Here is a 23,936-nt window from a genome sequence, read left to right as displayed (position 1 = left end):
TATTAAAAACACATATGCTAAACCTGTATCCTGCCCAAATTGAAAGTGTTTCATTGCACAGAGTTGGCAATAAAAGTAAAAACGAAGCCATTTTCTTATCCGCAGAGCCTTTTTCATTAAATGATGAAATGTCCGGTCTGTTAAAAGAATATTTTTTTAAGCCTTTTAGGGAGAAAGAGGAGAACTATTTTAAATTTTCACATGAGGTAGATTTGGAATTCAATGAGGTTTTTAAGTCCGTTTCCGAACTTTTTGAGGATGGCTCAAAATCACATTTAATTTCTAAAAAAATCACTACCCTGCTTTATGAAGAATCCAATCACCCACATATAAAAAGTGGTGAAGTTTATATTGTCCATTTTTCAGATATGGTCATCGACAATAACAAGACAGATGCCATTGGAATCTTTAAAAGTGAACTGAAACATGATTTTTTACAGTTCAAGGAAAAAGATCAAAATTTGGAACTCTTGATACGCCAAGGCATCAACATTAATAAACTGGATAAGGGCTGTATTATCTTCAATGTAGATAAAGAAGAGGGATATAAAGTATTATCCGTAGATAGCAATCGTTATGATGCCAAATACTGGTTAGAAAATTTTCTGGGATTGGCACCTTTGACCGATGAAAACTTTTATACTAAAAACTACTTGAAATTCTGTCAAAATTTTGCAAAAGATGTGGTGCTTCCCGCTGAGGACAAACAACAAGAAGTACTCTTTATGAACAGGGCTGTAAACCATTTTGCCAAAAATGATGCTTTTGAAGAAAGTTCCTTTTTAAATGAGGTAATAGAAAACCCTGAGCTTATTCCAGAGTTTAAACATTATAAAGTTGAAAAAGGGCCTAAGTTTAGTATTGAAGACGTTTCCAATTTTGACATTGCCAACAAAGCGGTCTCCGAGGCTCGTAAAAAAATAAAAAACGTTATCAATCTAGATACCAACATTCAGATAAAAATGGATTTTATCAACCCAGAATCTGCTGAAAAGTTTGTAGAAAAAGGCTGGGATGAAGAGCGACAGATGTATTATTACCTAGTGTATTTCAATAAAGAGCAGAAGACTTAAGGTTCGTTATTCAAAATCTGCTTCACATTTACATCTTGGTAGTTTCGCTTCACAAAATCTAGGGCCAAGGATAAAACCTCTCCCATTGTGGTGCTCTTTTTAAAATTGAGATCTTTAGTTAGCTCGTATATCTGAAGTTTTAGTTGATCAATGTTTTCTTCCAAAGAAATATCATCCGTTTTACTTATACTTACTAGTCTTTTAATTCGGTTACCAGAGCTTAAGATTCGTTTGGCCACAATAGAACGTTCCTCAATTTTATACTGATCAACGGAATGTTTTTGCAGTTTGGTTCTTACCAATTCCACCATTTGAAAGTTTTCTTTAAAAAACTGCGGCCTGTACACTTTTAATTTTCCTTCAAAACACTGTTGGTCAAAATCTATGGCCCTAATCTTATACACCACATGATCAAAATCGTGTGTTGGCACAATTACATAATTATAAGACCTCATATCTCCCAGCAGACGAATCATACAACGTTCATTGAATTTTACAAATTCTTTTGCCAGTTGTGCCTTCTCTGCTTCACTACATTTAGGCAAAAAATCACTAATAAAAACATCTCCAGGTATTCCGGCAATATGTTCTTCAATTAGCGTATCCCCATAGACCAGAAAATTTAGATTGTAAGGTGAAAGCATATGCTCCAGCTCCAAACCGTAAACCCTGGATGCATCCGTTTTTTTTACATAAAAATAGGTGTAGTTATCATTTAAAATATTCCGTATTTTGATTCTAAAGGGTTTTGAGTTTCCAAATGTGCAATAGTCAACTGCGTCCACATTAAGGTATTCCAGAATGCCATCGCTACCGTCTGAATGTAAAATAGAATAAACCCTCTTAAGGCTCAAATCTATTTCCTCTCGTTCAGAATCAGAATAATATACCCGCACCCAAAGTGTATCTGCATCTTCAGAATCATACACAATAACAGAGCCAGCAAATCGTAGCAGGTCTTCATAAAAAATAGGGATTTCAATTTTTCGATTGTATCTATGCAGATATCCATCCAATTTTTTATTGACTGGGTATGCGGGCTTTTTCTTAGACATTAATTTTTCCTCGGACATTCTTTCCCTATTTTGTAACAAAATCCATAATACCTCGTCAAGTTACTATAAACAAATCAAAAAACGATTTTGCCTTGGAGACAATACTGACCGTAAATCATCTAACAAAAAAATTCGGCTATCTCACCGCAGTTAAAGACCTGTCCTTTACTATAGAAAAAGGCAATGTCTATGGCATTTTAGGACCTAATGGTAGTGGTAAATCCACAACTTTGGGTATTATTTTAAATGTTGTGAACAGAACTTCTGGTGATTTTAGCTGGTTTGAAGGTAATACATCTACGCACGATGCTCTAAAAAAGGTTGGTGCCATTATAGAGCGACCCAATTTCTACCCTTACATGACTGCAATACAGAATCTTAAACTGGTTTGCAAAATAAAAGAGGTTCCAGAAACCAAAATCGAAGAGAAGTTGCAGCTGGTTGGTCTCTGGGAACGAAAAGATAGCAAGTTCAAGACCTATTCTTTAGGGATGAAACAACGTTTGGCTATCGCCTCTGCCCTATTGAACGACCCCGAAATCCTGATTCTTGATGAACCTACCAACGGATTAGACCCCCAAGGAATTCATCAAATTAGGGAAATCATTAAAGAAATTGCTGGTCAAGGTACAACCATATTACTAGCTTCCCATTTACTGGATGAAGTTGAAAAAGTGTGCTCCCATGTTGTAATACTTCGAAAAGGAGAAAAGCTCTACTCTGGCCCAGTAGATAGTATGTTGGCCAGTCATGGTTTCTTTGAGCTAAGGACTTCAGACATGGAAAAGCTGCAAGGATTGTTGGAAAAAAATGTAAGCTTTGGAAAGATTACACGAGAGAATGGCACCATTACAGCTTTTCTAAAAGAGGAAATGAATGCAGAAGAACTCAACAAAATGCTTTTTGACAATGGAATGGTACTTTCTCATCTAGTAAAACGCAAAGAAAGCCTGGAAGAACAATTTTTAGCCTTGACCAAAAACAATTAATCAAAAAAACGAATGGTACGCTTACTACAAATAGAATTCATAAAACTTTGGAATAATAGGGCAAGTAAAATATTGATTACCTCCTATTTTCTACTTCTAACCTCAATAGCTTTAATAGCAGCAATAAAGTTTGATATTGGTCCTGTAAAATTTCATCTGGCAGATCAAGGAATTTTCAATTTTCCTTACATCTGGCATTTCAACACATTTGTAACAGCAATTTTTAAGCTGTTTTTGGCAATAGTCATTGTTTCTATGATGGCAAACGAGTACAGCAATAAGACTATTAAACAAAATTTGATAGATGGTCTCTCCAAGAAAGAATTTATTCTTTCTAAGTTTCTTACCGTTATATCTTTTTCTTTGATTTCCACAGTATTTGTTTTTGTTGTATCCCTAATTTTAGGGCTTGTCTATTCAGATTACAATGAGTTTTCTATTATCTTTTCTGATTTAGAGTTCCTATTGGCCTTTTTCGTGAAGTTGGTTGGGTTCTTCTCTTTCTGTCTTTTTCTGGGGATTTTTGTGAAAAGATCGGCATTCGCACTAGGCTTTTTAATATTATGGGTAATTCTTGAACAGTTGATTTTTGGATTGCTTGGCTGGAAAATTATGAGTTGGCCAAACGCAAAACTTGTTAAAGATTTCTTTCCACTTGAGTCTATGATGAATCTTATAAAAGAGCCTTTCACTAGACTTTCTGCTGTACAAAATATAGGAGAACAAATAGGAGAGAATATGAAATTTGATTATCAAGTGTATTGGTACGAGTTTTTCATAGTCATCTTTTGGACAGCTCTTTTTATCTATTTATCCTATGCATTATTGAAAAAGCGCGATTTATAGTATCTTTTCAGGTACTATTTATCCGTTGAATGTCAAATAAATACATTTATTTACTTCTTTCATTCTTATTTTCCTTTTCAGTTTTTAGTCAAGGAGAGACGTCTAATTGGTATTTTGGAAATGGTGCTGGAATAAAATTTAACAACGACGGAACTGTTGTACCTCTCACCGATGGCAGAATAAGCACATTTGAAGGTTGTGCCTCAATTTCAGACGCTGTTGGTAATCTTTTGCTCTATACAGACGGTATTAGAGTTTTTGATAGAAACCACAACGTTATGCAAAATGGAACCGGACTTTATGGCGACCCTTCCAGCACACAATCTGCTATTATAGTTCAAAAGCCAGGCGACCCCAATATTCTATACATCTTTACAGTTGATACCTCTACTGCTGAAAATGATCCCAACTTCGGATTAAATTATTCGGTTGTTGATCTTTCCCTTAATTCAGGAAATGGTGCCGTAACACAAAAAAATATCAATCTTTTAAAATTCTGCTCAGAAAAAATATCTGCTGTTTTAAAAAACTGCTTGGACAAATCCATTTGGGTAGTTGCCCTTGGACTTGAAAACCCCAACACAGGTCCATTCAATACCTATCATGCCTTTGAAGTAACATCGACCGGAGTTAACACAACACCTGTTAATAGTAAGTTTAGCAATCTGGAGGTTCTTGATCCAAGAGGTTACTTAAAATTCTCACCCGATGCAGAGACACTTGCAAGTGCAAATTCAGCTTCTGGGTTATATTTATATGATTTTGATGTAAACACGGGGATTTTATCCAATCAGAATCGAATACTTGTATCAGCCCCAAACAAATTTCCTTATGGTATTGAGTTTTCCCCAGACCAAAGGTTCTTATATGCCCATACCTCCAATAACGAACCCGCTGGTCAAGTAGGAGGACACTCTTCATCACTTGTTCAATATGACCTAACGGCCCCAAACATTTCAGCATCAGAAGAAGAGATTGATAGAAGACCAATGTACAGAGGAGCACTGCAACTTGCGCAAAATGGTAAAATATATAGAACAATTGCCGAAAACTATCTCATAGGAACTCCTTATCTAGGAGTCATAGAAAATCCAAACGAAAAAGGCAATGCTGCAAATTATAGACATAATGCCGTTGCCCTAAATGGAAGGAATGCAACACAAGGACTGCCTCCTTTTATTCAATCTTTTTTTGATAGAATTGAAATAGTTAAAAATACTGATGGCTCAACAGGAACATCATTGACCATTTGTGAAGGAGAACCATTCACACTTGAAGCTGAAAATATTCCGGGTGCAGTTTATGCTTGGGAAAAAGATGGAAACCCAATTAGTAATTCCAGCAATACATTAACCATAAATTCTGCAGGTGCAAATGATTCTGGGCGTTATAGCTTGGAAATTACACTAAGTGACCCTGGGGAATGCCCAATAATTGGAGAAGGGTTCATATCTGTAAACCCGCTGCCCGAAGCTCCTTCAATTTTTCTTACACAATGCGATGTTGACACTATTAACGCTACAGATGGTTTAACGTCCTTTAACTTGGAACAAGCAATATTCAATTCTGCTTACATCTTTTCATTTTACGAATCTGCTGCTGATTTAAACTCGGACAACCCTATAACCAATCCTATAGGCTATGTAAATTCCACTCCATTTAACCAGATCATTCAATATAAAATTGTGGATGAAAATGGGTGTGAGAATTTTGGCGATTTGGAACTTCAAGTACGATCCGTTGTTTTAAATCCTAATGATGAACTATTTTATTACACATGCGATGATGACCCGGAGGATCTATTTTTGGAAGGTATTTTTGATTTGAATAGTTTTCAAGAAACAAATTACCCTAATCAGGACATTGCATTTTATACATCCCTGGAAGACGTTAGTCTGGAGCAAAATCCTATTTCAGGAGATTATAAAACCTCCTCTACGTCTATTTTTGTTAGAATTGAGGATACAAATGAATGTGAAGACATTGATGTTATTAACCTTGTGGTTAACCCTACACCGTCTTTTACTTTTGACAGTGAAATAATATGGTGTACCGATGGCCCTCCTCTACCAATAAAAGCTCCAGGTGGTTTTGATTTATACCGATGGTATAAAAATACAGGGGGATTTCCTCAACAAGTTGGAAATCTGCAGGATTTACAAATATCCTCTATCGGTAATTATATTTTGGAAGTAGGATATAGTTATACCACGAATGATGGAATTTTTGAGTGTTTTAGTGAATTTGGCTTTGAAGTACTTCCTTCCAATATTGCCGTTATTGAAAACACCCTGGTTGAAGATATCTCCGATGATAATTTAGTTGAAATAATTGTTTCCGGTGATGGTGATTATGAATACTCCATAGATGCCGTTAGCTATCAAGACTCACCAATCTTTGAAAATATACTACCAGGATTCATCACTGTATATGTAAGGGATAAAAATAGCTGTGGTGTTGCTAAGGACTTGATTTCAGTAATTGGATACCCCAAATTTTTTACTCCAAATGGCGATGGTATTAACGATTCATGGCAAATAATCGGCATTGATGATCAGTTTCAGGCAGAAAGTATAATTTCAATTTACAATCGGTTTGGAATGCTTATGGCTCAAGTAACTCCAAGAACAGAAGGTTGGAATGGCACTTTCAATAATAATGAATTACCAGCCTCAGATTATTGGTTTAAGGTTGCCTTGGAAGATGGAAGAGTGTTTAAAGGGCATTTCGCCCTAAAGCGCTAGTTTATGAAAAAAGAAATGATTTAGTTACAAGAATTTGATTTTTATCAAATGTTAAAAAAATTGCTGTCCATAGGGCTTTTATTGGCCCCTCTTTTGGTTGTTTCCCAAACATGCCCAAGATTGTTAAATCCTGTTGCAGGAGCTACCAATGTTTCTGTGGGAACTACAATAACTTGGCAAGAAATTATAGGTGTTCCAAGTTATAATATTTCAATTGGTACAACCCCAGGAGGTAGGGATATAATAAGTGAATTTGCCGTTGGAACAAATACGTCTTATACTCCTCCATTTGGACTACCGGATAATACCGAAATCTTTGTTACAATCACACTGTTTTTCTTCAGCAATCAAAATCAAAATATCGTTTGCCCAAGCATTTCGTTTAGAACCGAAGATGTAATTACTCCACCAAATTGTACAAATATTCGCAATCCAGCAAATGGGGACACAGATATTAACTTACGTTCAAACATCAATTGGAAATACTCTCCTGGCGCTTTGTCTTATATTTTGAGTATTGGCACCACACCTGGGGGAACAGATATTTTTGGAAGAACAAACGTTGGTAATGTGTTGACATTTAATCCACCCCAAGATTTGCCTATTAACACTGAAATATTTGTCTCAGTTACTCCAGTAAATGAGAACGGAGAGGCACAGAACTGTGCTGTGGAGTCCTTTTTTACCGCAGATATAGCACAGAGTTTAAACTGTACAAGATTAATATCGCCTCTTGACGGAGGCACGAACGTACCGCTAACACCATTATTGGAATGGGAAGAAGTTCCCGGAGCTACGGGTTATAAGGTTACCATTGGCACCACGCCTTTTGGAAATGAAATTGTAAAGGATAGAATCTTTAGATCTGCAAGGACATTCGTTATTGACTTTGAGCCCAATGCTTTACTGTTTATGACCATTGTACCCTTCAATGAACTAGTAGAAGCTACTGGTTGTATACAAGAAAGTTTTTCCACCGCAGTGGGCTGCGGTCCTTTTCTAGATCCTTCAAATGGTGAATTTGTAACCTTATTTCCTGAACTTGACTTTCCAGTAAATTTTACTTTATGTGAAAACTCAGAACCCATCACTTTATCAACAAGTGTAGTCGCTGAAACGTATAGATGGGCAAACGTTACCTCCAGAGGAACAGAAATAGAATTATTGTCGGAAACATCAGAAGCCGAAATATCAGAAGGAGGATTGTATAGGTTAGATGTTACAAATTTTGCTGACCCAAACGGAAATAATATTCCCTGTACCACTTCCCAAGTGTTTACTGTTGAAGTAATCCCTGGTCCTAACATAAGCTCAATAGGTGTAGAAAGAGATGGTGATAATCTGAGGTTAACGGTAAACGTTTCTGGCAGTAGCCAGTATGATTTTGCTTTAAATGACATCAATGGCCCATATCAAGACAGCAACGTATTCACTAATGTTCCTTTAGGTGATAATACAGTGTATGTAAGGGATAAAAACGAGGACGGTTGTATTCTTGCTCAAGACGTAGAGCAAGATCTTATTTCTGAAGGCTTTCCAAAATTCTTTACACCAAATGGTGATGGGTTTAATGATTTCTGGCAATTTATACCTCCTCCAAATGCTGAAGATTTTGAGATTTTATCAATTTCAATATTTGATAGGTACGGAAGGCTACTTTCTCAAATTGGAGCAGATTCTATTGGATGGAACGGTTTATTCAATGGGCGTCCTTTACCTTCAAATGACTACTGGTATCGGGCAATAGGAATTGACAATCGAGAATTTAAAGGTCATTTTGCGTTAAGACGGTAACATTTTTCTTTCTAAGTACTTTTTTGCTTCGTAATTTTAAACGATGAAGTTTCAAGTAGTATCAGAATTTAGCCCAACTGGTGACCAACCCCAAGCCATAAAACAATTAGTTAATGGTATTGCCGAAAAAGAGACACATCAAACATTACTTGGTGTAACCGGTTCTGGAAAAACATTTACTGTTGCCAATGTGGTGGAAGAAACGCAACGTCCGACCCTTGTCCTTGCACATAACAAAACTTTGGCCGCTCAATTATATTCAGAGTTCAAACAGTTTTTTCCAAACAATGCCATCGAATACTTTGTTTCTTACTATGATTATTATCAACCTGAAGCATACATTCCAACAAGTGGGCTCTATATTGAAAAAGATCTTTCCATCAACGAAGACATTGAAAAACTCAGATTAAGCGCTACATCCTCACTATTGTCAGGTCGAAGAGATGTACTCGTTGTAGCATCTGTATCTTGTTTATACGGTATAGGAAACCCGGTTGAATTTCAAAAGAACGTAATATCTATCCATAAAGATCAAGTAATCTCAAGAACAAAATTTCTTAAGCAATTGGTACAAAGTCTATATTCTAGAACTACTGCCGATTTTAGAAATGGGAATTTTAGAGTTAAGGGAGATGTAGTGGATGTATTTCCAGGTTATGCAGATCATGCGTTTAGAATTCACTTTTTTGGCGATGAAATTGAAGAAATTGAAGCGTTAGATCCTTTTAACAATAATGTAATCGAGGTTTATGATTCACTGAATATCTATCCCGCAAATATGTTTGTTACCTCTCCAGATATTCTTCAGAATGCTATTCATTTAATTCAGGATGATTTAGTAAAGCAAATAGATTATTTCAAGGAAATAGGCAGACCTCTTGAAGCGAAACGTTTGGAAGAAAGAACCAATTTTGATTTAGAAATGATAAGAGAACTCGGGTATTGCTCTGGGATTGAAAACTACTCTAGATATCTGGATGGCAGAGAACCTGGCACAAGGCCTTTTTGCTTATTGGATTATTTTCCTGATGATTTTCTAATGATCATTGACGAAAGCCATGTAACGCTTCCGCAAGTTCATGCCATGTACGGGGGTGACCGTTCTAGAAAGGAAAACCTAGTGGAATATGGTTTCCGTCTTCCCGCTGCAATGGATAACAGACCTCTTAAGTTCGAAGAATTTGAAGCATTACAAAATCAGGTAATCTATGTAAGTGCTACGCCAGCTGATTATGAACTGCAATTAAGTCAAGGGGTTTATGTAGAGCAGGTAATAAGACCCACAGGTTTACTGGATCCAATCATTGAGGTACGGCCCAGCTTAAATCAAATTGATGATTTAGTTGAAGAAATTCAACAACGTGTTGATAAAGATGAGCGTACCTTGGTAACCACTTTGACCAAACGTATGGCTGAAGAATTGGCAAAATACCTGACAAGAATTGATGTCAGGTGTCGCTATATTCATAGTGATGTAGACACTCTTGAACGTGTTGAGATTATGCAAGATTTAAGAAAAGGAATTTTTGATGTTTTAATCGGGGTAAACCTTTTAAGAGAGGGACTGGATCTACCTGAAGTATCACTAGTGGCCATTTTGGATGCGGACAAAGAGGGGTTTTTACGTAGCAACCGCTCCTTAACTCAAACTGTTGGTCGCGCTGCGCGTAACTTAAATGGCAAAGCCATTATGTATGCTGACACTATAACAGCCAGTATGCAGAAAACCATAGATGAGACCAACTACAGAAGAGAGAAACAAATGGCTTATAATACCGAAAATAATATTATACCCAGAGCATTAAACAAAAATTTGGACAGCGCTTTGGTAAAAAATTCTGTTTCTACTTACCATTTCCAAAAAGAAGAATTACGTGCCGCCGAACCAGACTTGGAATATCTTACCCAGGATCAAAAGGAAAAAATGATACGGGGAAAACGCAAAGAAATGGAAAAAGCGGCCAAGGAATTAAACTTCATGGAAGCTGCCAAACTAAGGGATGAAATCAAAATATTGCAAGAATCATGATAAAAAACCTTTTACCAAATCGTTATTTACTCGTTTTCGTCAATGTGTTATTTGTATTTGCAACCCAAGCACAAAGTCTAAGCAAAAAACAGATTGAAACCGCTGCTGAAGATGCATTGCCAGATGCCGTGAAAGACTTATTTGAGTTTTTACTAATTCCCAATGATGGTAACTATACTGACCACATTGAGCAAAACTTAGACAGATGTACAGTCATTTTCTCTGATTTGGGATTTAAAACCCAAAGATTGGAAACTACGGGCGCCCCACTCCTTTTTGCAGAAAAAACATATAAAAAAAAGGCAAAGACCATGTTGTTTTATTTACAGATTGATGGTCAGCCAGTTGATACTTCGGCATGGGATCAACCTAACCCCTATCTACCAGTAATCAAGAAAAAAGTTGGTGACAACTGGGTAATTGTCCCTAAAGTAGAAAACAAGGAAGACCTTGATAAGGATTGGAGAATATTTGCACGCTCAGCATCAGATTCCAAGGGACCTGCCATGGCCTTTATTTCAGCGCTGCGAGTTTTGGGAAAAATGGGCAAGACACCAAAATACAATATTAAGGTCATCATGGATTTTCAAGAAGAACTTGGTTCACCGGACCTCCCAGGATTGGTCAAAAGTTACAGCACACTTCTTAAAGCTGACGCCATACTGATCATGGACGGCACCAGACATCTATCCAACTTACCTACTCTTACATATGGCGCCCGTGGAATTGCAACTGCTACGCTAAAAGTTTTTGGTGCTAGAAGGTCTTTGCACAGTGGTCAATATGGAAACTTTGCCCCAAATCCAGTTTTTGAGACAGCCCGCTTATTGGGTTCCTTAAAAAATGAAGAAGGAAAAGTTATGATTCCAGGATTTTATGATGGTATTCAATTAAGTGCCATTGAAAAGGAAAGGCTGAATCAAGTTCCGGAAGATATGGAAGTAATTAAAACCGCTCTTGGAATTTCCAAGCCGGATATGGTTGGAGAGACCTATCAAGAATCGCTTCAATATCCATCTTTAAACATAAGAGGATTAAACGCCGCCTGGGTCGGCCCGAAAGTGCGAACACTCATTCCATCAGAAGTTGTGGCTGAAATAGATATGCGGTTGGTTCCAGAGTCAGATGGAAAAAAACTAATGGAGTCTCTTAAGACATATATTGTTGAACATGGCTTTCATCTTGTAGACTCTATCCCAACGGATGAAGAACGAGCCAAACATAAAAAATTGGCATCCTTTAATTACCGTATTGGTTCCAGTCCATTTCGTACGTCATTTGATTCATCTCTGGGTAAGATGCTGAATAGAGCAATGACTAGATTGTTTGATGATAAGTACATCAATATGAGAACAACGGGAGGGTCACAACCTATTGGTCCTTTTATAAACACACTTGGCGTGCCCGCCGTAGCCTTGCGAATACCTAATCCGGACAACAGCATTCATGCGCCAAACGAGAATCTGAGAATTGGAAACTTTTTAGAAGGCATTATGTCCTGTATCGCTGTTCTTGATGAACAAATGGAATAACACAGTTCTTTTTGCATTCTTTATTGTTAAGGTTAAAAAAGAAAGCGCGCTCCCAGAACAAAATGTTCAGGAACGCGCTTCCAAACTAACCAACTAAACCAACCATCATGAAACACCTAGTTAGGTGCTCTTTTAATATTATCCTTAGACTTACCCGATTGTAATAAATCGTTTGGGTCTTGGCAAAGCTTCTTCTTTTTTAGGCAAAGTCAACTTTAAAATTCCATTTTCGTAGGCAGCGTCAATTTTAGTACCGTCCACTGTTTCTGGTAGTGTAAAAACTCTTTTAAAGGATGAATATGAGAACTCTCTTCGTGAATAATTTTCCTTGGTTTCTTCATTTTCTGATTTCACTTCATTGGAAATGGTCAAAACATCATTATCCACTTCAATTTTAAAATCGTCTTTTTTACCTCCTGGAACAGCTAATTCCAGTTCAAAATTCTCCGTGTTGTTTTTTATATTGACAGCTGGTAAATTAGTATTCAAATTTTCCATACCTCCAAACCAATCTGGTCTTACCAAGTCATTCATTAAAGATGGAAAAAACAAGCTATTTCTTTTTACTATACTCATGTTGATTCATTTTTATATTAAACATTCAAATCAACCAACTATAGTCAAATCTTATACCATTGCAAATATCATGTCAATTTGACATTTTATCAACAAATGATACTGACATAATGTCCTTAGTTGTAATGAGCTTTAAAAATATTAATGAGTACATCTGGTGGAACAACCTTATCTGGGTATTTGTGCATCACCTCCAAAACTTGCCCAATCGCAGATGGGGGAAGCCCCATGGCAAGACCTATATTATGTAGTGTATGTATTTCTTTTTCATGCTGCTCTTGATCTATATTCATTAAAAGCAACAATCTATTAAACTGAACAATGCGCTCTGCTTGGGACTTTAGGACTACTTTTGGGGATTTCTGCTTTAGGAGCTCATCAAATATTTCCTTAGCAACACCTAAATTAGAAGCTACCCCAAGTAAAAAATGGTACTCAGATTCTTTAAGTGAATAATCCACCCTGGCAAAGGCAATCATTTCTGAAAGAATGCTTAATTTTTCTTTTTGAGTACCCATTACGCTGGTTTTGAGGCTTGGTTCATATAAGATAACTCCAAAACAACCAACTTTAGTGCATAAAAAACCCTGAATTGCCCCAGAATCGAACCAGTTAACTTAATTGATTACAGAGAATTAGGCAATTACTCTCACTGGAACCCTATATCTTTTACCCTTAACTGCACTATTAAGTTCTCATTCTTCATAATTCAATTTGCATTTGAAAGAGAATTCATTTGTAGGAATTGAGGTAAAACAAAAAAGGGCAACGTTTACTCAACGTTGCCCTATATTTTTTAAGATAGAAAAGTTACCCTAATACTTCTTTGACCTTATCAGCCGCTTCTTGAAACTGAACAGCGGAATGTACGGCCAATCCAGAATTGTCTATAATTTCTTTGGCCAATTCAGCATTTGTTCCTTGTAACCTAACTATGATTGGTACTTTAATAGCATCTCCCATATTTTTATAGGCATCTACAACACCCTGTGCTACACGGTCACAACGCACAATACCACCAAAAATATTAATAAGGATTGCTTTTACATTAGGGTCTTTTAAAATGATTCGGAAAGCCTCCTCTACCCTTTTAGCATCTGCAGTACCTCCAACATCTAAAAAGTTAGCCGGTTCACCGCCTGCCATTTTTATCAAATCCATCGTTGCCATTGCAAGTCCGGCTCCATTCACCATGCACCCTACATTTCCATCCAAATCAACATAGTTCAACCCTACTTCGCGTGCTTCAACCTCAATTGGATTTTCTTCACGTAAGTCGCGCATTTCAGCATAGTTCTTTCTTCTGTATAACGCATTGTCATCTATGGACACCTTAGCATCCACAGCCATTATTTTATCATCTGATGTCTTTAAAACAGGGTTGATTTCGAACATACTTGAATCACTTTCAACATATGCCTTATACAATGACGAAACAAACTTTGTCATTTCTTTGAAAGCCATACCGGATAGTCCGAGATTAAAAGCAATTTTACGGGCTTGAAAAGGCATTAATCCTGTTGCCGGGTCAATCTCTTCGGTAAAAATTAAATGTGGGGTCTTTTCCGCAACTTCCTCAATATCCATCCCTCCTTCTGTGGAATACATAACCATATTTCTGCCAGTGGCCCTATTTAATAAGACCGACATGTAAAATTCATTGGTCTCACTATCCCCAGGGTAATAAACATCCTCAGCAACAAGCACTTGGTGTACTTTTTTACCTTCTGCAGAAGTCTGAGGAGTGATTAGGTTCATTCCTATTATACTTCCTGCTATTTCTTCTACTTCTTTCAAGTTTTTGGCCAATTTTACTCCGCCACCTTTACCTCGACCACCTGCATGGACCTGTGCTTTTATCACATGCCATCCTGTACCTGTTTCTTGTGTAAGTCGTTTGGCAGCATCCACTGCTTCTTTAGCATTGCGAGCAACTAATCCGCGTTGGATTCTAACTCCAAAACTTGCTAAAATTTCTTTCCCTTGATATTCGTGAAGATTCATCTGTGAACTAACTTTTATTTGCCGACAAAAATAGAAAACGACATTGACAAATAGAAGGTGAAGAAAGAATAATTAGAAATGAGTTCCATTTTGATGGAATAATTGAAAAAAGCTGCTCTAAATACTGCTTAGTCCAGTAACGAACTAAACCGTGAAATTTTTAAAATCCAAAGGGTCAAAATTTTTAAAATGTCCATTCATTTCAATGATTCCCTTTGTACGATTAACTTCGCTCAGCACTGTTGTAGTAGCTTTTAGGTGGTTTTTAATAAACAACAACCGGTCTGTCTCATTTGAAATTTGAAGAAGTTTATATTCCTGTTCAAAAGAAAGTCCCATTTTATGAGCAAGAGAATAGCTGTTGAACTGTTTAGGAGAAGTTTTAGTGAAGGGCACATCCATTAAATCATATAATTTTTCAAGCTGAAGCAGTACTTCATTCCTCAATTCTTCATCCGCATCATTTTCAACATCCAAAAATTCAACATCCCCTCCTGCATAAAGTTTTCCTTCCAATTGATTCTCAAAAGATAAAATTTTAAAAACTTGCCGCGCCACACAAACCACATCCATTTCCCCACTTTCATAGGTCGTTACAACTTCAACCAACTGTACTTCAGTGCCGTAAACAAGAGTGTTGTTTATAAAAACAGGAATGCCAAATGTTATGGCCTCTTGCCTGCAATCATTAATCAATTGCTTGTAGCGTTCTTCAAAAATATGCAGTGGTACAGTTTCTCCAGGAAAGAAAACAGATTGCAATGGTAATAGGGGTAATCTCATCATCGTAATTTGTGCTAAATGTACAATGCCAAGTTTAAATGAACAAGTGATAACAAGCTATCGATTGTTATTTTTAAAACAAATTGTTATATTTATATTATTAAGTCTAATATTCTTGTGGAACTAAATGGCAACGTTTAGATTTGTTCAAAAGACTAATAGCATATGAATTCCTTAAATCTATTGAAAATTGCTGAGCAATTTGGTGCACCACTGTATATATATGATGCAGAAAAAATTTCTTCACAGTTTCAACGTTTAACCAATGCTTTTAAGGGTGTTAGCAACCTACGTTTAAACTATGCCGCCAAAGCGCTTTCCAATATATCAATCCTTCGTTTAATGGACCATTTGGGCAGCGGTTTAGATACCGTTTCCATTCAAGAAGTGAAATTAGGACTTATGGCGGGCTTTAAGCCCGAGTCCATTATCTATACACCAAATGGGGTTTCTTTAGAAGAAATTGAAGAAGCTTCCGCTCTTGGTGTTCAAATCAATATCGACAATCTATCGGTTTTAGAACAGTTTGGCAGTAAACATCCAGATGTTCCCGTTTGCATCAGAATTAATCCACATGTAATGGCAGGAGGTAATTCTAATATCTCTGTAGGCCATATAGATTCAAAATTCGGTATCAGTATCCATCAGATTCCACATTTATTGCGCATTGTAGATTTGACCCAAATGAATATCAATGGCATCCATATGCATACAGGAAGTGATATTTTGGACATTGACGTTTTTCTTTATGCGTCTGAAATCTTGTTTGAAACAGCCAAAAATTTCAAAGATTTGGATTTCATAGACTTTGGAAGCGGTTTTAAAGTTCCCTACAAAGCTGGAGACATTGAAACCAACATTGAAGAATTAGGAAAAAAATTGACAACTAGATTCAACGAATTCTGCGCAGAGTATGGAAAAGAGCTTACCTTAGCTTTTGAACCGGGGAAGTTTTTAGTGAGTGAGGCAGGTCACTTTTTGGCCAAAGTCAATGTGGTAAAACAAACAACTTCTACTGTTTTTGCTAGTGTAGATTCAGGGTTCAACCACCTAATTAGGCCTATGTTATACGGAGCATCACATGAAATAAGTAATATTTCCAACCCAAAGGGAAGAGAACGTTATTACTCTGTTGTTGGCTATATATGTGAAACAGACACTTTTGGAAGCAACCGAAGGATTAGCGAAATCTCTGAAGGTGATGTTTTATGTTTTAAGAATGCCGGTGCCTATTGTTTTACCATGGCCAGCAATTATAACTCCAGATTTAGACCTCCTGAAGTGCTTTGGCACAATGGAAAAGCACATTTAATAAGAGAACGAGAGACTTTTGATGATATTCTTAGAAATCAAGTAGACGTAAAAGAACTATTTGAATCTCCAGAAAAAATAGCCGCCAAGTAGTATGGGGGTTATTGCTATATTCATATCAATAACTTTAATCTTTTTGGCTGGCCTGCATTTTTACTGGGCCATATTTGGCATTAAGGACCCTTCTACAGTGCTTCCCACAAACTTAAAGAGTAACAAAGTAAAGTCTCCGGGTAAATTTGGTGCTGTCTTCGTGGGTATTGCTTTACTCTTCTTCGCCTTTGTCTTCATTAACAAAGTATCGGTTTATATTGAATCAGACTGGTTAAGCTATGCTACCATAGGCATTGGTCTTTTGTTTATAATTCGTGCTTTGGGAGATTTTAAATATGTTGGTTTTTTCAAGTCTGCTAAAAACAGTCGATTTTCTGCTTTGGACACTCGCTACTATTCACCTTTATGTCTGTTTCTGGGTGCACTTATCCTAATTTTAGAGCTATTAGGTTAAATACTATTTTGGCACAATTTTCGTTAGTTTTGTAATAGTCGTAAGACTAAACCCTCAAAACAAGGAACGATGCGCGCAGTTTTTACCTACATGACTAAAATAAGTTTACTTCTTTTTCTTTTGGTTGGATTTCAAACCCAAGCCCAAAATGTAGAATGGCTAAGTTGGAATGAAGCGGTTGAATTATCCCAAACCGATGCCAAACCCAAAAAAATGTTTATCGATGTTTATACGGACTGGTGTGGCTGGTGCAAGAAAATGGATAAGGATACTTTTCAAAATGAAGAAGTTGCCGCTTATATGCGAAACAACTTTTACATGGTAAAATTGGACGCTGAAGGTAAGGACCCTATAGATTTTCAAGGTAAAACTTTCAATTTTGTAGCTTCGGGCAGACGAGGGTATCATGAGTTTGCTGCTGCATTGTTACAAGGCAAAATGAGTTACCCTACCGTAGTATTTCTAGATGAAAAATTGAATATGCTTTCTCCGGTTCCCGGATATCAAAAAGTAAAACCTTTTTTACAGATTGCTCGTTATTTTGGTGACAATATTTACAAGGATAAGGATTGGAACACATATGCCGGTCTAGGGAAATAGATAAGCTTTTGTTTACAAAATAGAGACTACCAGAAATCCTAAATACGTTCCCAGAGCATTGCCTAAAGTACCAACCAGTATTGCAGGTAAAATCAACTCTTTTCGATTAAAAGTTTCGGCAAGTGCAATGGCGGAAGTTCCTCCACCAATATTTGCCTGGCTTGCAATTGAAATCATATCCCAATCCCTAAATGTAAAAGCTCCCAATAGAATAATGATACATCCGTGTATAAAAACTGCTATTGATGTAAACAACAATAACGTGAGTCCAACTTCTTTTAGCGCTATTACAGAACTTATTTCACAATAGGCACCAATTACGGCAAGAAATAGATAAACCAAATACAACCCCAGTGTGTGACCTCCTTTTAATTTGGAAACAAAAGAAGTCTGTGCAAGTATAATACCCAAAGTAGAAAGTGTAATGATGGACGGTATTTTTGGAAGAACCTCAGCAACAAGCTCGGAAACCAAAAATGCTGCCAAACCTATAAACAATAACCACCCCATTGATTGTAAATCAATTCCATCGTTTTCAGTTTTATCATTTTCAGTAGAAGAAGCACTGATTTTTTTGTCCTTGAAAAAGCGTCTCAGCAAAACGGGGAAAGCTATAGTAACAATCACCCAAATTGCGGTAATTACATTATCCACAGCAATGGCTCCAGCATAAAGCGTTCCACGTTCCTGAAAATCATATGCCAATGCAACCGCATTAAAATTAACGCTACCCCCAGTATATGTCCCAGTAAGCATCCCTGCCAATATTCTTCCGTCATCACCCAAAACATTTTGAGGAGAAACCAAGTGCCATGAAACCAAAATGCCCAATACCGTAGCCAATGAACCTATTAAAAATAAACCGATCATTGGTGCGCCTGCCTTTTTAATCGACCTAAGGTTTGCCCCTAGTAATAAAAAGAATATGGAAATAGGTGCTAAATAGCTAAAAATAGCGTCATACAAGGGAATCGTATTTGAGGCAGAGGGAATCAGTTTCAGATTGGCAACAATTGCGGTAAAAACAATGACCAATAATGCAGCACCCATTGGTTTACCCCATTTTGTTTTAGCTGCGTATAATGATAAAATCACCATTAGACATAAAACAGTCAATACGTAAACAGGATTTTCTATGAAATTCATGTGTTAGAATGCAAACAGAATAGCAAACATAACGAATTGGTTTAGTTATCTAAAAAACCGTTTTTGACAACTAGCCGAAAGACTGGCAATTTCAGATTATATATTATCTGCTATAGTTTGGACTCTCTTTGGTAATGGTAACATCGTGTGGGTGGCTCTCATTGATTCCACTGGCAGTAATTTTGACAAAACGACCAGATTCTTTTAAGGTCTCTATATCCTTAGCACCGCAATAACCCATTCCAGCTCGCAATCCGCCAACAAATTGATGAATACTCTCAAACAAATCTCCTTTGTAGGGAACACGACCTACGATACCTTCAGGAACCAATTTTTTAATATCATCTTCCACATCTTGGAAATAGCGGTCCTTACTACCTTCCTTCATGGCTTCAACAGAACCCATTCCCCGGTAAGATTTAAATTTTCGTCCTTCATAAATAATGGTTTCTCCTGGAGATTCTTTTGTCCCTGCTAACAATGAACCCAACATAACGGTATCTGCCCCTGCAGCAATAGCCTTGGGAATATCTCCAGTGTATCGAATTCCACCATCTGCAATTACGGGCACTCCACTGCCTTTTATAGCGGCAGCAACCTCCAAAACAGCTGAAAATTGTGGAAACCCAACACCGGCAACAACTCGAGTGGTACAAATAGAACCTGGACCAATACCAACTTTAACGGCATCCGCTCCAGCTTCAACTAGATATTTAGCGGCTTCACCAGTGGCAATATTTCCGACAATAACCTCTAACTCTGGAAAAGCCTTTTTAACTTCTTTAAGGACAGTAACCACTCCTTTGGTATGGCCATGCGCCGTATCAATTACAATAGCATCCACTCCAGCATTGACCAAAGCTCCTGCCCTATCCACAGCGTCTGCAGTTACACCTATAGCTGCTGCCACACGCAGTCGACCATATTGATCCTTATTGGCCATTGGTTTTTGGGTAAGTTTGGTAATATCCCTAAAGGTGATTAACCCAACCAACACATAATCATCATTGACAACTGGGAGCTTTTCAATCTTGTTCTTTTGCAAAATGACCTCAGCTTCTTCTAATGAAGTACCTTCACCTACGGTAACCAAGTTTTCTGTGGTCATCACTTCTGCAATAGGTCTATCATCATTTTTCTCGAAACGTAAATCACGATTGGTAACAATTCCTATTAGTTTTTTATCCGAATCGACAATGGGAATTCCACCAATGCTATGCTCTTTCATGTTAGCCTTTGCATCTCCAACAATGGAATTTAAGGGGAGTGTAACAGGGTCCATTATCATCCCACTTTCCGCTCTCTTTACTTTTCTCACTTTAATGGCCTGCTGCTCAATGGTCATGTTTTTATGCAAAACACCTATACCACCTTCCTGGGCCATGGCAATTGCCATTTGAGATTCGGTAACAGTATCCATTGCTGCGGAAACAATAGGAACATTAATAATTATATTTCTTGTGAATTTTGTCTGGATACTAACTTCTCTGGGAAGTACTTCTGAATATCCAGGGACTAGGAGAACATCATCATATGTTAGTCCTTCGCCAACAATTTTGTTAAGGTGGGCTTCCATTGCAATTACGGATTAATTGCGTGCAAAGGTACGCTTTTTTATATACCAAATTCTTTAAGCTTAGATGGATTAAGTGCACATCCATTTCACAACTTGATCACACAACTAGTTGATAACAAAAACGTAACCTAAAATTATTTTTATTTATTCTAAATAAGCTTTGTTTTTTCAAACTCGAACATTACTTTTGTCCTCCAATAAATTAGTTATTTTAAATCAGTCTAAATAAAATGTTGAGATTCACAACCTACCTACTGTTCTTTTTCACAATCCTAATTAACGCACAACAAGCTCCTATTTCAAATGACTCCACTCTCATAAAATTAGATGAAGTTGTTTTATCTGCCAAAGTGATTCTTGGAAGCAAGTTTGAAGCTAAAAACCGTACTGGTTCTGCATACTACCTGTCAGAACAGGAAATCAAAAAATTCAACTACACAGATGTTAACCGTACGCTAAGAAGCGTTCCCGGTGTAAATGTTTATGAAGAGGATGGTTTTGGACTTCGCCCAAACATAAGTCTTAGGGGAACATCTCCAGAACGAAGCGCAAAAATTACTTTAATGGAAGATGGCGTTCTAATTGCTCCTGCTCCTTATAGCGCACCATCTGCCTACTATTTCCCTACAATTGCCCGTATGCAAGCAGTAGAAATCCTTAAAGGCAGCAGCCAAGTGCAATACGGCCCCTACACTACAGGTGGTGCTATCAATATGATCTCTACAGAGGTTCCTAACAAATTTAAATCCTTTGTCAATACCAGTTACGGTAGTTTCCAAAGTGGACGCGTACATGCCCAACTTGGTGACAGCAAGAAGAATTTTGGGTATTCAATTGAATACTTAAATTATAGCTCCAATGGTTTTAAAAATTTGGATAACGATGGAGACACTGGTTTTGATAAAAATGATTTAGTTGCCAAGTTTCGCATAAACACTAGTCCCGATGCCAAGCTTGGGCAAGAGTTTGAAGTAAAATTCCAATACTCCGATGAGAATTCAGATGAGACCTATCTGGGTTTAACTCAAAGTGATTTTGATGCCACCCCTTTTAGACGCTACGCAGGCTCACAAGTAGACGAAATGACAACAGAACATATACAATTTACGGGTACTCACACCTTTAAATTCAGTGATTACTTTAGGATTACCACTACGGGTTACTACAATGATTTTAGCCGTAACTGGTATAAAGTTGATTTTGTCACTGTAGGTGGTGAGAGAGAAGGGATTGGAAACATTTTCGATGACCCTATTGCATTTGCTCCATACATTGACCTTGTAACTGGGGAAGCTGATAGCAATGCAGATGATGCCCTTAATGTAAGAGCCAATAATAGAAGTTATCTGTCTACAGGCATCCAAACAAAGTTTGATTACCACTGGTCTGGGGAAAACAGTTTTCATGACCTAGAAATAGGATTACGCTATCATTTTGATGAAGAAGATCGTTTTCAATGGATTGACGATTATGGCATAGCTAATGGCTCACTCCAACTAACAAATGCAGGAATTCCCGGAACCAATGCAAACCGAATCAGCGATGCAAGGGCGTTCTCAAGCTATGCATTATATAAGCTTAAATACAAAAATCTTACACTAACACCAGGATTACGCTATGAAAACATCACATTGCGAAGAATGAACTACGGGAATAGCGATGTAGACAGAACAGGTGCTGACCTTTCGGAACGCGAAAACAAAGTAGATGTCTTTATCCCCGGAATGGGCTTTAACTACAACTTTAGTAATATATCTGTATTTGGCGGTGTGCATAAAGGATTTTCTCCACCAAGCAATCAGGAAGGAGAAGATCCTGAAGAAAGCGTTAATTATGAGCTTGGAACACGTTTTTCATATGCAGGATTCACAGGTGAACTTGTTGGGTTTTACAACGATTATAGTAATTTGTTGGGAAGTGATTTAGCAGCTACAGGTGGTACAGGCTCGCTGGACCAGTTCAATGCTGGTGAGGTAAAAGTACAAGGGTTGGAATTTCTAATCAACTACAATTTCTTGCCCAATGGAAAGAAAATTATTCTGCCGTTTACCTTTGGGTATACGTTTACTGATACTGAATTCTTGAACAGTTTTGGGAGTGAAGACGATCTTTGGGGAGAAGTTACAGCAGGTGATGAATTACCATATCTATCCAAACATCAATTTAATGGGACCCTTTCCTTAGAGCATCAAAAATATGAAATCAATCTAAGCGGTAGATTCAATGGTGAATTTAGAACTGAAGCTGGTAGAGGGACTATTCCTGCGAATGAACGAGTTGCTTCAAATTTCATCTTTGATTTAGCCGGTAAATATAGACTTAACGAACACATTGGAATAACTGCCAATGTCATCAACTTGTTTGACAAAACCTATGCCGTGGCAAGGGTTCCTGCAGGATTACGCCCTGGACATCCTTTTGGAATCTATGCAGGACTGGAATTCAGATATTAATTTGAGTTGAAATTAATTCTAAGTAGGCATCTGTTTATACAGGTGCCTTTTTTAATGATAAACAGAAAACAGTTCCGTGGCCTTGTTGTAAGCCGCTTCAAAAACCATCCAGTTCACCCCTGAATGAGCTTTTTCTGCTGTAAAATAAGATAACATCTTTTCTGTTGGCATATTTCCGGTGAGTTCATCTTTTGCCATAGGACAACCTCCAAAACCTTGCACCGCACCATCAAAACGACGACAACCCGCCTTGTAAGCAGCATTTACTTTTTCATGCCATCTGGTAGGTGTTGTATGTAGATGTGCTCCAAACTCAATGTCTGGGTATTTGGGTATCAAATTTGAAAATAAGTAGTCAATAACTTCTGGTGTAGAGCTTCCTATGGTATCTGAAAGTGATAAGATTTTCACCCCCATTGCTGCCAATTTTTCGGTCCATTCACCAACAATATCAACATTCCAAGGGTCTCCATACGGATTTCCAAAACCCATTGAAATATAGGTTACTACTTCCTTATTATTGGCATTGGCTATTTCTAAAATACCCTTTAACGTTTCCACAGATTGCCCAATAGTTTTATGGGTGTTACGCATCTGAAAGTTTTCAGAAATGGAAAAGGGATATCCCAAATAGTCAATTTCTGGATGTGTACATGCATCGCTGGCTCCTCTTATATTGGCAATAATGGCCAAAAGTTTACTTTTAGTTTTGGAAAGATCTAACTGAGACAAAACGTCCGCAGTATCGACCATCTGAGGAATAGCTTTTGGCGAAACAAAACTTCCAAAATCTATGGTATCAAAACCGCATCCCAACAAAGATTGAATGTACTTTACCTTTTCTTTTGTGGGAATAAAGGTTTTAATGCCTTGCATGGCATCTCGTGGACATTCTATGAGTTTAACTTTTGACATAG

The 23,936-nt window shown here is 37.4% G+C and carries 19 protein-coding genes; 11 read left to right on the top strand and 8 right to left on the bottom strand.

The genetic code is table 11. From position 1 onward, the window contains the following. The first annotated feature begins 14 nt into the window (after positions 1-14). Positions 15-1,073: a nucleoid-associated protein gene (locus SJY44_RS08430; protein WP_396592023.1), complete on the top strand. Its 1,059-nt coding sequence runs from the start codon at positions 15-17 to the stop codon at positions 1,071-1,073. On the opposite strand, the gene SJY44_RS08425 is transcribed toward SJY44_RS08430, so the two are convergent. Next, positions 1,070-2,146 (bottom strand): hypothetical protein, encoded by a 1,077-nt coding sequence (locus tag SJY44_RS08425; protein WP_298928218.1) that lies wholly within the window; start codon positions 2,144-2,146, stop codon positions 1,070-1,072. The two genes, SJY44_RS08430 and SJY44_RS08425, sit on opposite strands and share 4 nt — an antisense overlap. Before the next feature lie 74 nt (positions 2,147-2,220). On the opposite strand from SJY44_RS08425, the gene SJY44_RS08420 reads away from it, so the two are divergent. Genes SJY44_RS08420 through SJY44_RS08395 form a run of 6 tightly spaced genes read left to right on the top strand, consistent with a single transcriptional unit; the run spans position 2,221 to position 12,062 of the window. Further along, positions 2,221-3,117 carry an ABC transporter ATP-binding protein gene (locus SJY44_RS08420; RefSeq protein ID WP_396592022.1) on the top strand — a complete coding sequence of 299 codons (897 nt, stop codon included), beginning with the start codon at positions 2,221-2,223 and terminating at the stop codon, positions 3,115-3,117. A gap of 12 nt (positions 3,118-3,129) precedes the next feature. Then, entirely contained in the window at positions 3,130-3,963 is an 834-nt protein-coding gene (locus SJY44_RS08415) for an ABC transporter permease (RefSeq protein ID WP_298928224.1), read from the top strand. A gap of 29 nt (positions 3,964-3,992) precedes the next feature. Continuing rightward, positions 3,993-6,707 carry a T9SS type B sorting domain-containing protein gene (locus SJY44_RS08410; RefSeq protein ID WP_396592021.1) on the top strand — a complete coding sequence of 905 codons (2,715 nt, stop codon included), beginning with the start codon at positions 3,993-3,995 and terminating at the stop codon, positions 6,705-6,707. Between the two features lie 48 nt (positions 6,708-6,755). Continuing rightward, entirely contained in the window at positions 6,756-8,501 is a 1,746-nt protein-coding gene (locus SJY44_RS08405) for a T9SS type B sorting domain-containing protein (RefSeq protein ID WP_396592020.1), read from the top strand. 43 nt (positions 8,502-8,544) lie between these two features. Beyond that, complete coding sequence (gene uvrB, locus SJY44_RS08400; RefSeq protein WP_396592019.1) at positions 8,545-10,530, top strand: excinuclease ABC subunit UvrB; 1,986 nt, start codon at positions 8,545-8,547, stop codon at positions 10,528-10,530. Continuing rightward, on the top strand, positions 10,527-12,062 hold the full coding sequence (locus SJY44_RS08395; RefSeq protein ID WP_396592018.1) for a M20/M25/M40 family metallo-hydrolase: 1,536 nt from the start codon (positions 10,527-10,529) through the stop codon (positions 12,060-12,062). The genes uvrB and SJY44_RS08395 overlap by 4 nt, the downstream gene beginning before the upstream one ends. A gap of 150 nt (positions 12,063-12,212) precedes the next feature. Here SJY44_RS08395 and SJY44_RS08390 read toward each other — a convergent pair whose 3' ends face one another. The 4 genes from SJY44_RS08390 to SJY44_RS08375 form a co-directional block, all read right to left on the bottom strand. Further along, entirely contained in the window at positions 12,213-12,638 is a 426-nt protein-coding gene (locus SJY44_RS08390; RefSeq protein ID WP_396592017.1) for an Hsp20/alpha crystallin family protein, read from the bottom strand. A gap of 116 nt (positions 12,639-12,754) precedes the next feature. Next, positions 12,755-13,156, bottom strand: coding sequence for a TerB family tellurite resistance protein (locus SJY44_RS08385; protein ID WP_396592016.1), 402 nt, complete (start codon positions 13,154-13,156; stop codon positions 12,755-12,757). A gap of 292 nt (positions 13,157-13,448) precedes the next feature. Further along, complete coding sequence (gene sucC, locus SJY44_RS08380; RefSeq protein WP_396592015.1) at positions 13,449-14,642, bottom strand: ADP-forming succinate--CoA ligase subunit beta; 1,194 nt, start codon at positions 14,640-14,642, stop codon at positions 13,449-13,451. Between the two features lie 144 nt (positions 14,643-14,786). Beyond that, positions 14,787-15,428: an LON peptidase substrate-binding domain-containing protein gene (locus SJY44_RS08375; RefSeq protein ID WP_298928246.1), complete on the bottom strand. Its 642-nt coding sequence runs from the start codon at positions 15,426-15,428 to the stop codon at positions 14,787-14,789. Between the two features lie 162 nt (positions 15,429-15,590). Between SJY44_RS08375 and lysA the strand changes: the two genes are divergently transcribed. From lysA to SJY44_RS08360, 3 genes are all read left to right on the top strand, one after another. Next, a complete protein-coding gene (gene lysA, locus SJY44_RS08370) occupies positions 15,591-16,829 on the top strand; it encodes a diaminopimelate decarboxylase (protein WP_298928249.1) in 1,239 nt (412 codons plus the stop codon). Position 16,830: 1 nt separating this feature from the next. Further along, positions 16,831-17,244, top strand: a complete 414-nt coding sequence (locus tag SJY44_RS08365; protein WP_396592014.1) for a DUF3995 domain-containing protein — start codon at positions 16,831-16,833, stop codon at positions 17,242-17,244. A 69-nt stretch (positions 17,245-17,313) separates the two neighbouring features. Next, positions 17,314-17,844: a DUF255 domain-containing protein gene (locus tag SJY44_RS08360; protein ID WP_298928255.1), complete on the top strand. Its 531-nt coding sequence runs from the start codon at positions 17,314-17,316 to the stop codon at positions 17,842-17,844. A 12-nt stretch (positions 17,845-17,856) separates the two neighbouring features. On the opposite strand, the gene SJY44_RS08355 is transcribed toward SJY44_RS08360, so the two are convergent. Both SJY44_RS08355 and guaB read right to left on the bottom strand, forming a co-directional pair. Next, positions 17,857-18,990 carry a DUF819 domain-containing protein gene (locus SJY44_RS08355; protein WP_396592013.1) on the bottom strand — a complete coding sequence of 378 codons (1,134 nt, stop codon included), beginning with the start codon at positions 18,988-18,990 and terminating at the stop codon, positions 17,857-17,859. A 103-nt stretch (positions 18,991-19,093) separates the two neighbouring features. Beyond that, complete coding sequence (gene guaB, locus SJY44_RS08350) at positions 19,094-20,566, bottom strand: IMP dehydrogenase (RefSeq protein WP_298928261.1); 1,473 nt, start codon at positions 20,564-20,566, stop codon at positions 19,094-19,096. Between the two features lie 230 nt (positions 20,567-20,796). Between guaB and SJY44_RS08345 the strand changes: the two genes are divergently transcribed. Then, positions 20,797-23,019 (top strand): TonB-dependent receptor family protein, encoded by a 2,223-nt coding sequence (locus SJY44_RS08345; protein ID WP_396592012.1) that lies wholly within the window; start codon positions 20,797-20,799, stop codon positions 23,017-23,019. A gap of 51 nt (positions 23,020-23,070) precedes the next feature. Here SJY44_RS08345 and SJY44_RS08340 read toward each other — a convergent pair whose 3' ends face one another. Continuing rightward, on the bottom strand, positions 23,071-23,934 hold the full coding sequence (locus SJY44_RS08340) for a hydroxymethylglutaryl-CoA lyase (protein ID WP_396592011.1): 864 nt from the start codon (positions 23,932-23,934) through the stop codon (positions 23,071-23,073). Positions 23,935-23,936 lie beyond the last annotated feature (2 nt).

This window comes from Allomuricauda sp. R78024, assembly GCF_044596045.1.
Taxonomy (GTDB): domain Bacteria; phylum Bacteroidota; class Bacteroidia; order Flavobacteriales; family Flavobacteriaceae; genus Flagellimonas.
The sequence above is the reverse complement of the archived record's forward strand: the minus strand, read 5'-3'. Positions and strand labels throughout refer to the sequence as shown.

Bases quoted from the DNA above. Each gene is read 5' to 3' on its own strand.
- sucC (WP_396592015.1), bottom strand. From the start codon at position 14,642: ATGAATCTTCACGAATATCAAGGGAAAGAAATTTTAGCAAGTTTTGGA.
- SJY44_RS08365 (WP_396592014.1), top strand. From the start codon at position 16,831: ATGGGGGTTATTGCTATATTCATATCAATAACTTTAATCTTTTTGGCT.
- uvrB (WP_396592019.1), top strand. From the start codon at position 8,545: ATGAAGTTTCAAGTAGTATCAGAATTTAGCCCAACTGGTGACCAACCC.
- SJY44_RS08360 (WP_298928255.1), top strand. From the start codon at position 17,314: ATGCGCGCAGTTTTTACCTACATGACTAAAATAAGTTTACTTCTTTTT.
- guaB (WP_298928261.1), bottom strand. From the start codon at position 20,566: ATGGAAGCCCACCTTAACAAAATTGTTGGCGAAGGACTAACATATGAT.
- SJY44_RS08415 (WP_298928224.1), top strand. From the start codon at position 3,130: ATGGTACGCTTACTACAAATAGAATTCATAAAACTTTGGAATAATAGG.
- SJY44_RS08425 (WP_298928218.1), bottom strand. From the start codon at position 2,146: ATGTCCGAGGAAAAATTAATGTCTAAGAAAAAGCCCGCATACCCAGTC.
- SJY44_RS08345 (WP_396592012.1), top strand. From the start codon at position 20,797: ATGTTGAGATTCACAACCTACCTACTGTTCTTTTTCACAATCCTAATT.
- SJY44_RS08395 (WP_396592018.1), top strand. From the start codon at position 10,527: ATGATAAAAAACCTTTTACCAAATCGTTATTTACTCGTTTTCGTCAAT.
- SJY44_RS08390 (WP_396592017.1), bottom strand. From the start codon at position 12,638: ATGAGTATAGTAAAAAGAAATAGCTTGTTTTTTCCATCTTTAATGAAT.
- lysA (WP_298928249.1), top strand. From the start codon at position 15,591: ATGAATTCCTTAAATCTATTGAAAATTGCTGAGCAATTTGGTGCACCA.
- SJY44_RS08405 (WP_396592020.1), top strand. From the start codon at position 6,756: ATGTTAAAAAAATTGCTGTCCATAGGGCTTTTATTGGCCCCTCTTTTG.
- SJY44_RS08355 (WP_396592013.1), bottom strand. From the start codon at position 18,990: ATGAATTTCATAGAAAATCCTGTTTACGTATTGACTGTTTTATGTCTA.
- SJY44_RS08410 (WP_396592021.1), top strand. From the start codon at position 3,993: ATGTCAAATAAATACATTTATTTACTTCTTTCATTCTTATTTTCCTTT.
- SJY44_RS08385 (WP_396592016.1), bottom strand. From the start codon at position 13,156: ATGGGTACTCAAAAAGAAAAATTAAGCATTCTTTCAGAAATGATTGCC.
- SJY44_RS08430 (WP_396592023.1), top strand. From the start codon at position 15: ATGCTAAACCTGTATCCTGCCCAAATTGAAAGTGTTTCATTGCACAGA.
- SJY44_RS08340 (WP_396592011.1), bottom strand. From the start codon at position 23,934: ATGTCAAAAGTTAAACTCATAGAATGTCCACGAGATGCCATGCAAGGC.
- SJY44_RS08375 (WP_298928246.1), bottom strand. From the start codon at position 15,428: ATGATGAGATTACCCCTATTACCATTGCAATCTGTTTTCTTTCCTGGA.